General features: G+C 43.8%; 11 protein-coding genes. 7 read left to right on the top strand and 4 right to left on the bottom strand.

The features are described from left to right. Nucleotides 1-152 precede the first annotated feature (152 nt). Nucleotides 153-1,346, bottom strand: coding sequence for a thiolase family protein (locus tag BM015_RS09625; RefSeq protein ID WP_317040529.1), 1,194 nt, complete (start codon nucleotides 1,344-1,346; stop codon nucleotides 153-155). Nucleotides 1,347-1,475: 129 nt separating this feature from the next. On the opposite strand from BM015_RS09625, the gene BM015_RS09620 reads away from it, so the two are divergent. The 6 genes from BM015_RS09620 (at nucleotide 1,476) to BM015_RS09595 (ending at nucleotide 8,667) form a co-directional block, all read left to right on the top strand. Then, nucleotides 1,476-4,334: a TIM-barrel domain-containing protein gene (locus tag BM015_RS09620; RefSeq protein ID WP_090657764.1), complete on the top strand. Its 2,859-nt coding sequence runs from the start codon at nucleotides 1,476-1,478 to the stop codon at nucleotides 4,332-4,334. Nucleotides 4,335-4,474: 140 nt separating this feature from the next. Beyond that, nucleotides 4,475-5,527 (top strand): dual-specificity RNA methyltransferase RlmN, encoded by a 1,053-nt coding sequence (gene rlmN, locus BM015_RS09615; protein ID WP_090657761.1) that lies wholly within the window; start codon nucleotides 4,475-4,477, stop codon nucleotides 5,525-5,527. Between the two features lie 159 nt (nucleotides 5,528-5,686). Continuing rightward, on the top strand, nucleotides 5,687-6,409 hold the full coding sequence (locus tag BM015_RS09610) for a YebC/PmpR family DNA-binding transcriptional regulator (RefSeq protein ID WP_090657759.1): 723 nt from the start codon (nucleotides 5,687-5,689) through the stop codon (nucleotides 6,407-6,409). Between the two features lie 113 nt (nucleotides 6,410-6,522). After that, nucleotides 6,523-7,410, top strand: a complete 888-nt coding sequence (gene dapA / locus BM015_RS09605) for a 4-hydroxy-tetrahydrodipicolinate synthase (protein WP_090657757.1) — start codon at nucleotides 6,523-6,525, stop codon at nucleotides 7,408-7,410. A 192-nt stretch (nucleotides 7,411-7,602) separates the two neighbouring features. Then, on the top strand, nucleotides 7,603-8,298 hold the full coding sequence (locus tag BM015_RS09600) for a toll/interleukin-1 receptor domain-containing protein (RefSeq protein WP_090657754.1): 696 nt from the start codon (nucleotides 7,603-7,605) through the stop codon (nucleotides 8,296-8,298). Nucleotides 8,299-8,418: 120 nt separating this feature from the next. After that, nucleotides 8,419-8,667 carry a DUF4342 domain-containing protein gene (locus BM015_RS09595; RefSeq protein WP_090657752.1) on the top strand — a complete coding sequence of 83 codons (249 nt, stop codon included), beginning with the start codon at nucleotides 8,419-8,421 and terminating at the stop codon, nucleotides 8,665-8,667. Between the two features lie 392 nt (nucleotides 8,668-9,059). Here the strand turns inward: BM015_RS09595 and BM015_RS09590 are convergent, their stop codons facing one another. Continuing rightward, on the bottom strand, nucleotides 9,060-9,662 hold the full coding sequence (locus tag BM015_RS09590; RefSeq protein WP_090658191.1) for a 7-carboxy-7-deazaguanine synthase QueE: 603 nt from the start codon (nucleotides 9,660-9,662) through the stop codon (nucleotides 9,060-9,062). Between the two features lie 61 nt (nucleotides 9,663-9,723). Then, on the bottom strand, nucleotides 9,724-10,626 hold the full coding sequence (locus BM015_RS09585; RefSeq protein ID WP_090657750.1) for a bifunctional 5,10-methylenetetrahydrofolate dehydrogenase/5,10-methenyltetrahydrofolate cyclohydrolase: 903 nt from the start codon (nucleotides 10,624-10,626) through the stop codon (nucleotides 9,724-9,726). A gap of 352 nt (nucleotides 10,627-10,978) precedes the next feature. Between BM015_RS09585 and BM015_RS09580 the strand changes: the two genes are divergently transcribed. Then, entirely contained in the window at nucleotides 10,979-12,220 is a 1,242-nt protein-coding gene (locus tag BM015_RS09580) for a multidrug effflux MFS transporter (RefSeq protein WP_090657748.1), read from the top strand. Nucleotides 12,221-12,318: 98 nt separating this feature from the next. On the opposite strand, the gene BM015_RS21550 is transcribed toward BM015_RS09580, so the two are convergent. Beyond that, on the bottom strand, nucleotides 12,319-12,489 hold the full coding sequence (locus BM015_RS21550) for a hypothetical protein (RefSeq protein WP_177191863.1): 171 nt from the start codon (nucleotides 12,487-12,489) through the stop codon (nucleotides 12,319-12,321). Nucleotides 12,490-12,491: the final 2 nt, after the last annotated feature.

Raw genomic sequence — 12,491 nt, 5'->3', positions numbered from 1 at the left:
GTTTGTCATTTAATAGCGCTAAAAAAGCGAAGGTAGATACGTTCAATTAAAATGCCACAAGCAGAATTTGCGTTTAATGGCATTAATTTAAGACAAACTTGTAGGAATTTGAACTTGCCCGGCTGAAATTATGTATTTAAAAAACGAAATCCTTACAATCCTTCATAAATAATGGCAGCGCCCTGCCCCACGCCTACACACATGGTGGCTAAACCATATTTAAGATTCCGCCTTTTCATTTCGTGCAGCAAAGTGGCAGATATGCGCGAACCACTGCAACCCAGCGGGTGGCCGATGGCAATAGAGCCGCCATTTACATTTACTTTATTAATGTCTAATTCCAACTCATTAATACAAGCTAATGATTGAACAGCGAAAGCTTCATTCAGTTCAATCAAATCCAGGTCAGCTACTTTGAGGTTAGCCCTTATTAAGGCTTTTTGCGTGGCAGGCACCGGGCCAATACCCATAATAGACGGGTCAACGCCGGCAACACCCATGCTTACAATTTTGGCTAATGGTTCGAGGTTAAACAGTTTCAGCGCTTCCTCGCTTGCCAGCAGTAAAGCCGCAGCGCCATCATTTATGCCGGATGAATTGCCAGCCGTTACCGAGCCATCTTTGGCAAATGCCGGTTTTAATGCCGCCAGTTTTTCAAGCGATGTTTTTCGTGGGTGTTCGTCCTGCGAAAACCATGTTATCAATTTATCGGCTATCATTTCTACTGCCACAATTTCTGCCTCCCATTTATTTTCAGCCAGGGCTTTGAAATATTTTTCCTGCGAATGCAGGGCAAATTCATCCTGCGCTTCGCGGCTTATTTTAAATTGATGAGCAACATTCTCTGCAGTCTCGCCCATGGAATAAGGCGGGTACATTTTAGCCAGTTGCCTGTTGGTAAACCGCCAGCCAATGGTGGAATCGTGCATTTCCTGCTTACGCTGAAAAGCGCCTTCAGCCTTCGCCAAAACAAACGGAGCCCTGCTCATGCTTTCCACGCCGCCGGCAATGTACAGCATGCCTTCGCCGCACATAATGGCACGTGCTGCGTGCATGATGGAATCCAGCCCGCTGGCACATAAACGGTTTACGGTGCAGCCTGCAACAGTAACAGGCAAACCTGCCAGCAGCGCCGCCATTCTTGCCACATTACGGTTGTCTTCACCGGCCTGGTTGGCATCGCCGGCAATCACATCTTCTATATCCCGCGGATCAACGGGGTTGCGGTTGAGTAAAGCGGTTATTACGTGCGCCAGCAAATCATCCGGGCGGATGGAACTTAGCCTTCCGCCATATTTGCCAACAGGTGTTCTTACTGCATCAACTATATAACAATCGTTCATCATGATTTAATGAGGCGGCAAATATAGTTTGCTTTTACGCTTTCGCCTGCTGCAAAAAAGTACAGGCATTTGATATTTTTCATTTGTTGAACTGGTTTACTTTTACCTGAATTGATCATTTAATTTTTATCGATGTATAAACTTGCCAACTATTTTTTTACCGTTGTTTTCTTATCGTTCATTTTCATTTCCACAAATACATCTGCACAAACATTCACAAAAACAGGTGATGGCGTTATCGTTTATCCAAATCAAAATTATTCCGGCAATGTGCAGGCTGTAAAGCTGCAGGCGGTGAGTGATAAAATTGTAAGGGTTGAAGCCAGCGCCACAAATGGTTTTGAGAATAAAAGCCTGATCGTTTTAAATAATGCATTAACACAAAAAACAAATTTTACGGTTGAGGAAGCGAATGATTTTGTTCAGCTTAAAACCAGTGCGCTCCAGGTTTCTGTTAATAAACAAACCGGCGCTGTTTCTTTTTATGATTTGAACGGGAAAGCTATTGTGCAGGAAAAGCAAACTGATAGCAGGAGCCTTGTGCCTGCTGTGTTTAACGGCGAACCTTTTTATAATATCAGGCAAACTTTTACCACCACGCCGGATGATGCTTTGTATGGATTGGGACAGCACCAGGATGGTATAGTAAACTATCGCAACAACCAGGTTTACCTGTTTCAGAACAATACGGAAGTAGCTGTTCCTTTACTTGTTTCCAGTAAAAATTATGGTATTCTCTGGGATAATGCTTCGCTTACAACGGTTGGCGATATACGGCCTTATCAAAATTTATCAGCTTTACAATTATTTTCAAAAGATAATGAATTGGGCTGGCTAACTGCTTCTTATTTCAACAATAAAAACAACACAACTGCCGATTTTATAAAAGCGGAATCAGTAATTGATTATGCTTTTCTCAACGATACCAAACAAAGGCTGCCATCCAATTTCAATATTGCCAATGGAAAAATTGTTTGGGAAGGATCGGTAAGCTCTGACATTCCCGGTGACCATAATTTCCGCTTTACGTATGCCGGTTATTTTAAAGTTTGGATTGATGGCAAATTGCTGGTTGACCGCTGGCGGCAGGCATGGAACCCCGGTGCTGTTGTGCTGCATCAGCAGTTTGATGCAGGAAAAAAATATGCTATCAAAATTGAATGGATGCCCGATGGCGGCGAATCTTATGTTTCTGCAAAATATCTTCCACCCATTCCTGCTGAACAAATAAACGATTACAGCTTTTCTTCCGAAGCAGGCAAACAGCTTGACTACTATTTTATTTATGGCAATAATGCAGATGATATTATTGCAGGTTACCGCACCTTAACCGGCAAAGCAACTATTGCGCCGCAGTGGGCGATGGGTTTCTGGCAAAGCCGGGAACGTTATAAAACACAGGATGAGATTTTAAGTACTGTTGATGAATTCAGGAAGAGAAAAATTCCGCTGGATAATATTGTGCTCGACTGGAATTACTGGGAGCAGGATAAATGGGGCAGCCAGGAATTTGATAAATCGAGATTTCCCAATGCGGACAGCATGATAAATGTGCTGCATAACAAATACAACACACATTTTATGATTTCTGTGTGGCCCAAGTTTTATGAAGGCATCCCCTCTTATAACGATTTCAAAAAACATGGCTGGTTATATACAAGAAATATTGCCGACAGCCAGCGCGACTGGATTGCACAAGGTTATGTATCCACTTTTTATGATGCTTTTAATGCAGATGCCCGCAAGGGTTTCTGGGATTTGCTGAACGATAAATTGTATAAAAAAGGCGTGGATGCCTGGTGGATGGATGCCAGCGAACCCGATATTCTTTCCAATGTAAATTCAACCAAAAGAAAAGAGCAGATGACGCCGTTTGCATTGGGCAGCTCTGCCGGTTATCTGAATGCTTATCCATTGGAAAATGCAAAGGGCATTTATGAAGGCCAGCGTGCAACCAATCCTGATAAAAGGGTTTTTATATTAACCCGTTCTGCGTTTGCCGGTTCGCAGCGTTATGGCGCAGCCACATGGAGCGGCGATATTTCTTCAACATGGCCTAATATGAAAGACCAGATTGCTGCGGGCATCAACTTTTCTTTATCGGGCATTCCTTACTGGACGATGGATATTGGCGGTTTTGCAACAGAACAGCGTTATCAAAACCCGCAGGACGAGAACCTCGTTGAATGGCGGGAAATGAATACCCGCTGGTACCAGTTTGGTGCGTTCTGTCCATTGTTCAGGGTGCATGGCCAGTTTCCTTTCCGTGAAATTTACAACATAGCGCCGGAAGGAAGCCCGGCTTATACAAGCATGTTGTATTATGATAAGCTTCGCTATCGTTTAATGCCGTATATCTATTCTTTGTCAGGCTGGAGTTATGTGAAAGATTACACGATTATGCGCGGATTGATAATGGATTTTGCAAACGATAATGCAATAAAAAATATTGATGATGAATACATGTTTGGGCCATCGTTTTTAATCAATCCTGTTTATACCTATAAAGCAACTGAACGAAAAGTTTATTTGCCAAACGGGCAAGGCTGGTATGATTTGTATTCAGGAAAATATTTTAATGGCGGCCAAACAATTAATGCAGATGCGCCTTATGAAAAAATGCCGGTGTTTGTAAAAGAAGGTTCGATTGTTCCGTTTGGTGTGGATTTGCAATACACGAATGAAAAGCCGCAGGATAAGATCACATTATTTGTTTATGCAGGAAAAGATGCGCAGTTTGATTTGTATGAAGATGAAGGCACGAATTATAATTATGAGCAGGGTAAATATTCCATCATTCCAATACAATATAACGAGCAAACAAAAACACTCACCATTGGAAAACGTGAAGGCAATTTCAATGGCATGCTTGCAAAACGCAGCTTTAATATTGTTTGGGTAACAAAGGAAAAGGGTGTTGCATTGAATTTTGATGAAAAGGAAAAAACAGTTTCATACAAAGGCAATGCAGTGAGTGTAAAGATGAATTAGGGTTTGCTCACAGATTGCACAGATAAACACAGATGGATTTGCTGCTGCAGAAACCCGTGTCATCTGCATGAAACCATAGCGCATCAATTTAAACATAACCTTAGTTATTTATTGAATGAGCTGTAAAGTATCTTTGCAAAATGCTTTCTGCGCAGCAAAACAATATCAGGAATTTAAGTTTAAGCGAGCTCGAAAATTTCTTTGCCGAAATTGATGAAAAGAAATTTCGTGCAAAACAGGTATATGAATGGCTCTGGCAGAAGCATGCCGGCAGCTTTGATGCCATGACCAATATCAGCAAAGACCTGCGCAGCAAACTGGCAGAACATTTTTCTTTGCCTGCATTAACCGTTAATACCACGCAATACAGTGCAGACGGAACGGTGAAAAGCCGCTTTGAAACCTTTGACCACCATTTTGTTGAAGGCGTTTTAATTCCCACCGAAGAGAGAAAAACGGCCTGCGTTTCTTCGCAAATCGGCTGCAGTTTAAGCTGCAAATTTTGCGCTACCGGCAAAATGGAGCGCCTCCGCAACCTCACATTCGATGAAATTTTCGACCAGGTGGCTTTAATAAACGAGCAAACGGAACGCATTTACAATAAACATCTTACCAATATTGTATTCATGGGCATGGGCGAGCCCTTGCTTAATTACAGCAACGTGCTGAAAGCCATTGATAAAATTTCTGCGGAAGATGGATTAGGTATGAGCCCGCGCCGCATAACGGTTTCCACGGCAGGCGTGGCGAAGATGATAAAAAAACTGGGCGATGATAAGGTGCGGTTTAAACTGGCTTTATCGCTGCATGCGGCCAACGATAAAAAGCGCCATGAAATAATGCCGATTAACGATTCAAACAATATAAAGTCGTTGATTGAAGCGCTTAATTATTTCTATAAGCAAACAAAGAATGAAGTAACGTTTGAATATATCCTGTTCAGGGATTTTAATGATTCGCAGCAGGATGCAGAAGAACTGGTAAAAATATACAGGCAGGTACCCGCCGATTTGGTGAATATTATTGAATACAATCCTATTGATGGCGCCAGTTTTGCCAGGCCTGACGAAGAAACAATTGAACACTTCATGAAATACCTTGAAAGCCATCGCGTAAACGCAAGGTTGCGCCGCAGCCGTGGTAAAGATATTGATGCCGCCTGCGGGCAACTGGCGAATAAGGATAGTTTTTGATGTTTACGGGTTCACAGGCTGTTATCCCCGGTAGTTTTATTTCTTATGATAAAGTTTCCTGTTTACACAAGAGAAATTTTGCTGATATAAAAAAACTCCGCCAAAGTTTTATTTACTTTACGCCCCTTAAATAAAAGGTTCAGTTTTATATAAAGTGTTATGGGTAGAATTTTTGAAGTTAGAAAGGCCACCATGTTTGCCCGTTGGGACAGGATGGCCAAACAATTTACACGCATAGGGAGAGAAATTGCCATTGCCGTAAAGGCCGGCGGCCCTGATGCCGCCACCAACCCGGCCTTGCGCCGCTGCATGCAGAACGCAAAAAGTGTAAACATGCCGAAAGACCGCGTGGAAGCTGCTATAAAGCGGGCCATGGGCAAGGAAATGGATAACTATGAAGAGATTTTATATGAAGGCTATGCGCCGCACGGTGTGGCTTTATTGGTAGAAACAGCAACCGATAACCATGTGCGCACAGTAGCCAATGTAAAAAGTCATTTTAATAAAGGCGGCGGCACGCTGGGCAATAATGGCAGCGTGAGCTTCCAGTTTAAGAAAATGGGTGTTTTTAAATTAAAACCGGAAGGCCTGAACGTGGAAGATCTGGAATTTGAGCTGATAGATTTTGGCCTGGAAGAAATGGGTGAGAGCACCGATGAAAACGGCGACGATATAATTGTTTTACGTTCTGCTTTCACCGATTTTGGCAACCTGCAAAAGGCTTTGGAAGATAAGGGTATTACACCTTTAAGCGCAGAACTGGAATGGATTCCAACCACCACTGTTCCTGTTACAGAAGAGCAGGCGGAAGATGTGAGTAAACTCATTGAGCGCCTGGAGCAGGACGATGACGTAAGCAAAGTATTTCATAATATGGGTTAGAAGTTGACTGGTTGAGCTGTTGATAAGTTGATTGGGAAAATACCCGGTTAACTTTTTAGCTTATCAACCATTCAACCTGTCAACAAAGCAACTATCAATTACAAACAAGCAACATGGCTTCTTTAAAAGATACATTAACCGGTACCGGTGTGGCGCTGGTTACTCCTTTCAAAAAAAATTTTGATATTGATTACGATGCCTTCAAAAAAATGATCGATTATGTAATTGAAGGCAACGTGGAATATATTGTTGTATTGGGCACAACAGGGGAAGCCCCCACCCTGAATACAGCAGAGAAAAAGGATATTATTAAATTCTCGTATGATGTTGTAAACAAACGCGTGCCGGTGGTGGTTGGCATTGGCGGCAACAACACAGCCGAACTGCTGCACGATCTTGAAACCTTTCCTTTGGAAGATGCTATTGCTGTGCTGAGCGCTTCGCCGTATTACAGCAAGCCGTCGCAGGAAGGCATTTACCAGCATTATAAAACTTTGGCAGAAGCATCGCCCAAACCCATTCTTTTGTATAACGTGCCGGGAAGAACATCTAAAAATGTAGAAGCGGATACGATCATCAGGCTTGCCAGGGATGTTGAAAATATAAAAGGCATTAAAGAAGCCGGCGGCGATTTTGCCCAATGCGTTAAAGTGTTACGCGATGCGCCGGAAGATTTTTTGGTGGTAAGCGGTGATGATGCGCTGGGTATGGCACAGATTGCCTGCGGCATGCAGGGTGTAATAAGCGTTGCAGGCAATGCTTTCCCGAAAGCATTTTCTGACATGGTGAGAAGCAGCTTAAAGCATGATTTTAAAACAGCGAAATCAATTAATGATAAACTGGCCGGCGCTTATGAACTGATGTTTGCCGAAAATAATCCTGCCGGTGTAAAGGCATTTTTGGCAGAAATGGGGTTGATAGAAAACTACCTGCGCCTGCCGCTGGTTCCGTTGAGTGAAAAGTACCGGCTGCTGGTGAATGCGTTTGTTGCTAAAGGCTGAATGGTTGAATAGTTGATTGGTTGATAGGTTGATTAGTTGAGAGGGTGATAGGTTGAATGGTTGGGAGGTAAGAACTAATCAACTTGTCAACCGGGCAGGTCAGCATTTCAATTGCAATCCAGGGCAGATTGGTTGACGGGTAAGCAAGTTTATACTACTAATAATTAACCAGTCAACATTTCAACTGCAATTATGGCTAACTTCTTTATATCCTACTCACGAAAAGATGCTGCGATAGCAGACAACATCCGCAATCATATTTACAAACTTGATGCAGGCCATGATGTTTTCCTCGATATTAAATCCATACATGTTGGCGCCAACTGGAAAGCAGAATTACAGCGTAAAATAAAGGCCTGCGATTTCTTCATACTTATTCATTCCAACAATTCAATCAATTCCCCATACGTAAAAGAAGAGCTTAAATGGATAAGCGAATCTGAGCTGAAAAGCGGCATGCGCAAGCTGATTGTTTACCGGCTTAATTATGCTGAGATAATACCGGAAATAGCCAGCTACCAGATTCTTGACAGTACTGATAATTTCACCATAGATTTCTTCAGGCTGATGCAGGGCGTTCTTGCCGAAAACTCCTTTTACAACGTGGAGTACGAGATTATGCTGGAAGATGAATACTGGTACAAAGGCAAAATATGGATTGAAGCGCCTGGCCAGTTTTTAGAAAAAATACAAATGGCAGAATACAGGTTTGACTATGGATGGCAGCCTGATGTGAGCCTTATTACGGTTAACGGCACCAAAAGCAATATAAAAAAGAAGTTTGCCGTGCAGTTTGAGACCAAGTATCATTTTACCATTTTCGTTATGCTGTACCTGTGGAATACAAAAGAACTTGCCTTTATAAAAAAGATCCATATAAGCCATTGAAGTTAAGCCCGCTGTATTCCGCTGTTTTACCAGTTTTTTTGAATTTTAATAAAGCAGGATATTTGCATTAATTTCATTATTGGCTAACATTATTCAATAACAACCTATAAAGCAAATACCATGAGTTTCCAGGAATCCTTTAAAGTGCACGGCGAAAACCTGCTTAAAAAAGTTAAGGAACTAATAGAAGAGGGCAACATAAGAAAGATAACCATTATTGATAAAGACGGTAAAGAGTTAATGAGCTTTCCATTAACGATTGGCGTAGTGGGCGCTTTGGTAGCGCCTGTGCTTGCGGCTATCGGCGCAGTTGCAGCATTGGTGGGCGAATGCACTATAAGAGTGGAAAGGGACGGGGAAAAAGAATAACCTAACGTGAGCCCTGGATAAGAAGGTTTGATTTATTTTGAATATAAAGTTGTTCAATTTTTATTATGAAGGCGGGCCGGCACCTCAACGATAGGAAAGGCCTCACGATTTTCCTGATGGTTGGTATCCGAGAGATTTCTCCTATCGTCGAAATAACGTGCACCCCGTTCCTTATCCCGGACTCACGTTAATATATGCCTGCCGGTTGCTCATCGTTTTAGAATGGGCTCCACCGGGGAGGGCAGGAATGTGGTAGAAATTACAATCAAACTTATACCCCTAATAAACAAAAGGTATGAAACTGCTGCCCAATTCTGCCGGAAAAAATAACAAAAGCATCCGGAAAGCATTGGCTGGAAGAGGCATGGCAAGGTAAGCCGATGCTTAGCCCCTTATGGAATATCAAGGTATTTATGCACCTGCAAACTTAGCTGCCAGCGGGGATGTTGTTTAATATATTCTATAATGGAAGGTGTTATTGATTGAGCTTTGCTCCACTCGGGTTGCAGGTAAAGTTTACAATCTGCCGAAACCTGCGCAGCATTTTCTTCGGCCCATTTAAAATCTGATTTATTATATACCACCACTTTCAGTTCGCTGGCCGCGGCAAACACTTCCGGTAAGGGATTTTTAAACTTTTTGGGTGAAAGGCAAATCCAGTCCCAATAACCTGAAAGCGGTGAGGAACCCGAAGTTTCTATATTGGTTTTAAAACCTTCATTTTTTAATCCGAGTGTAAGTTCATCCAGGTTGTGCAGCAAAGGCTCGCCGCCGGTGATAACAAAAATGGGGCTAACTGCCGATGGCTGAAAACTGATTGCTTTTTTCGCTTCCTCAATAATTTTCGCTACTGTTTTTTGCGGATGCACAGCTGCGTCCCAGCTTTCCTTTACATCGCACCAGAAACAGCCTACATCGCAGCCACCCAGGCGGATAAAATACGCAGCCTTTCCCTGGTGAAAACCTTCTCCCTGTAACGTATAAAAAGCTTCCATTACCGGTAGCGTTGCGGTATTGCTTTCACTGCTTAAAACAGGTTTATATGTGGTTTGAAAACTATTCACTAAAAATGGATTCACTTAAACCATGCCGTTTTAAATAAGCGGTCATGGTATTTTTTAATAGTGCAGCGATGGTCATTAAGCCTACCCCGCCCGGAACCGGTGTTATGCAGGATGCTTTTGCCGCAACCTCATCAAAGCTTACATCGCCTTTTATGCGGAAACCCTTTTTGGCTGACGGGTCATCCACCCTTGTTATGCCCACATCAATTACAACTGCGCCTTCTTTTACCATATCTGCCTTAACAAAGCCCGGTTTACCAAGCGCTGCCACCAGTATATCGGCCTGCAAACTTAATTCTTTTAAATTGGGTGTATGGGAATGGCAAACGGTTACCGTGGCATTGCCATAAGGCTGGTTGCTGCTTAAAAGAATGCTTACCGGCCTGCCTACAATATTGCTGCGGCCAATGACCACGGCATGTTTTCCTTTGGCATTTATGCCGTAATGCTGCATGAGCAGGATGATGCCGTAGGGCGTTGCGGGGATAAAAGTAGGTGTGCCCTGGGCCAGCTTGCCAAGGTTTACCGGGTGGAAACCATCCACATCTTTGCCGGGCGTGATTACATTGATCACCTTTTCCTCGCTGATGTGTTTTGGAAGCGGAAGCTGCACCAGGATACCGTCAACCGTATCGTCATTATTCAGTTCTTCCAGCTTTTGCAGTAAAACCCCTTCTGTTACAGATGTTTCAAATCGTATGAGAGACGACTGGAAACCAATCTCTTCGCAGTTTTTTATTTTGCTGGCCACATAGGTTTCGCTGGCGCCGTTATTACCAATTAATACGGCTACAAGATGTGGGGAACGCATGTTTTTTTGAGTGAGTACGCTTACCTGTTCCTGTAAACCTGCTTTTATGGCTGCGGCTGCGGGCTTGCCCTCGAGTAGTATCATACTGCAAAAATATTCAATTGGGATTGTTTGAGAAAAAAGCTTTGAGGTGTGGGGTGAGAGGTGTGAGGTGTGAGGTGTGAGGTGTGGGGTGTGAGCTGTGGGTTGAGAGCTGCAAGCGGCAAGCTTCAGGCTGCAAGGAAGAAGCATTGGGGGCGGGCTGTTTGTTGTAGCAATAACAGCAGGTGAGCGTTGGGGAAAGATTAAACCGGAAGAAGGGTGTGGGGTGTGAGCTGAGAGCTGCAAGCGCCAGGCTTCAGGCTGCAAGGAGGAAGGATACCTCTGAAGTTATCAACCTTAAACTGCAGCCTGCCTGATTATTTCTTATGTTTAACGCTTTTAATTAAACACAATAATGATACCTGCTGCAAACCGCAATAAACAACAGGAGTTCCTCCTCATTTTTATAATTGGTTTATTAAACACCATCGGCCCTTTTTCCATTGATATGTACCTGCCTGCATTCCCTGAAATAGCCGGTGAACTGCATACAAATATTCAAACCATTTCCCTGTCTGTTTCCACTTATTTTCTTGGGTTTGCTGCGGGGCAGATTTTATACGGGCCGCTGCTCGACAGGTTTGGCAGGAAAATACCTTTATACATAGGCCTGGGCTGCTATATCATAGCAACGCTTGCCTGCGGTTTGTCCGGTACCACCGCTGTATTTCTCAGTATGCGTTTCCTGCAGGCATTAAGCGGCAGCGTGGGCGCGGTGGCGGCACTGGCCATGGTGCGTGACTTTTACCCGCCATCCAGGAGCGCCTCCATCATTTCATTCCTTATTCTAATCATAAGCCTTTCGCCTATGCTGGCGCCCGGCGCCGGCAGTTTTGTGGCTGCCGCTTTTGGGTGGCGCTCCATTTTTATTACCCTTGCATCCATTGCATTCATTGTTATGCTGCTCGTATTCATCTTTCTTCCACAGGCGAAACCGCCGGATGTTTCCGTATCGCTCAGGCCAAAGCCGATCATCATCAATTTTAAAAACATTTTATCGCAGCCGCAGTTTTATGTTTATACGCTGGCCGGTACGTTTTCCTTTGCGGCTTTGTTTGTATATGTGGCAGGCTCCCCGGGCATTTTCATGGATGGTTTTGCGGTGAGCGCCAAAATATACGGCGGCATCTTTGCTTTATTGTCGGTGGGTTTTATCGGCGCCAGCCAGCTCAACCATGCATTAACCCGGCGGTATAAAAGCCAGAAGATTTTCAGGGCAGTTATTGTTATACAAATTGTTACGGCGGCATTGTTTTTTACCGGGGTTATCAATAACTGGTATGGCCTTGCGGCAACGCTTGTATTCCTGTTTATCATTTTAGGCTGTGCAGGATTAAGCTATCCCAATGCGGCTGCGGTGGCGCTGGCGCCGTTTGCCCGTAATGCAGGCAGCGCTTCGGCTTTGCTGGGGTTTATACAAATGGGCATTGGCGGGCTTTTATCCTCCGCAGTGGGGTTTATAAAAATAAAAGGCAGTTTCCCGGCATCCCTGTTGATCCTTATTACTTCAGTGATTGCAGCCGTTATTTTACTGGCAACAGAGGGCCGTGTGCACAATACCGTTGAGGCAGAAGTGGACATTAATGTTTTACACTGAACAGGAAAGCTGCAAGCTTCACGCTGCAAGCGGCAAGCCGGGGGTGATATTAAAATGAGGCTGTTCCGTTTCCCGGAAGCAGCCCCTGTGATAAAGTGTTAGCGCTTTCGCCCCGGCCAGCGGGCCAGCAGGGCCGATACCGAAAAGCTTACCACCGTACCGATAATACCCAGCACTATTGTTTTTGCAATATCCTGCCCGCTGATGCCGATGATGCTTAAAATAATGCCGCCCAATGCCGGGTAACCTGTGTTTTTAAACTGTTCCATGA

The organism is Parafilimonas terrae (assembly GCF_900115755.1).
GTDB classification, from domain to species: domain Bacteria; phylum Bacteroidota; class Bacteroidia; order Chitinophagales; family Chitinophagaceae; genus Parafilimonas; species Parafilimonas terrae.
This window is presented reverse-complemented; position numbering and strand designations above follow the sequence as displayed.

What these genes read in the sequence shown, in the direction of transcription:
- BM015_RS09585 (WP_090657750.1), bottom strand. Translation starts at nt 10,626, where the DNA reads ATGATACTACTCGAGGGCAAGCCCGCAGCCGCAGCCATAAAAGCAGGT.
- BM015_RS09620 (WP_090657764.1), top strand. Translation starts at nt 1,476, where the DNA reads ATGTATAAACTTGCCAACTATTTTTTTACCGTTGTTTTCTTATCGTTC.
- BM015_RS09610 (WP_090657759.1), top strand. Translation starts at nt 5,687, where the DNA reads ATGGGTAGAATTTTTGAAGTTAGAAAGGCCACCATGTTTGCCCGTTGG.
- dapA (WP_090657757.1), top strand. Translation starts at nt 6,523, where the DNA reads ATGGCTTCTTTAAAAGATACATTAACCGGTACCGGTGTGGCGCTGGTT.
- BM015_RS09625 (WP_317040529.1), bottom strand. Translation starts at nt 1,346, where the DNA reads ATGATGAACGATTGTTATATAGTTGATGCAGTAAGAACACCTGTTGGC.
- rlmN (WP_090657761.1), top strand. Translation starts at nt 4,475, where the DNA reads ATGCTTTCTGCGCAGCAAAACAATATCAGGAATTTAAGTTTAAGCGAG.
- BM015_RS09580 (WP_090657748.1), top strand. Translation starts at nt 10,979, where the DNA reads ATGATACCTGCTGCAAACCGCAATAAACAACAGGAGTTCCTCCTCATT.
- BM015_RS09590 (WP_090658191.1), bottom strand. Translation starts at nt 9,662, where the DNA reads ATGGAAGCTTTTTATACGTTACAGGGAGAAGGTTTTCACCAGGGAAAG.
- BM015_RS09600 (WP_090657754.1), top strand. Translation starts at nt 7,603, where the DNA reads ATGGCTAACTTCTTTATATCCTACTCACGAAAAGATGCTGCGATAGCA.
- BM015_RS21550 (WP_177191863.1), bottom strand. Translation starts at nt 12,489, where the DNA reads ATGGAACAGTTTAAAAACACAGGTTACCCGGCATTGGGCGGCATTATT.
- BM015_RS09595 (WP_090657752.1), top strand. Translation starts at nt 8,419, where the DNA reads ATGAGTTTCCAGGAATCCTTTAAAGTGCACGGCGAAAACCTGCTTAAA.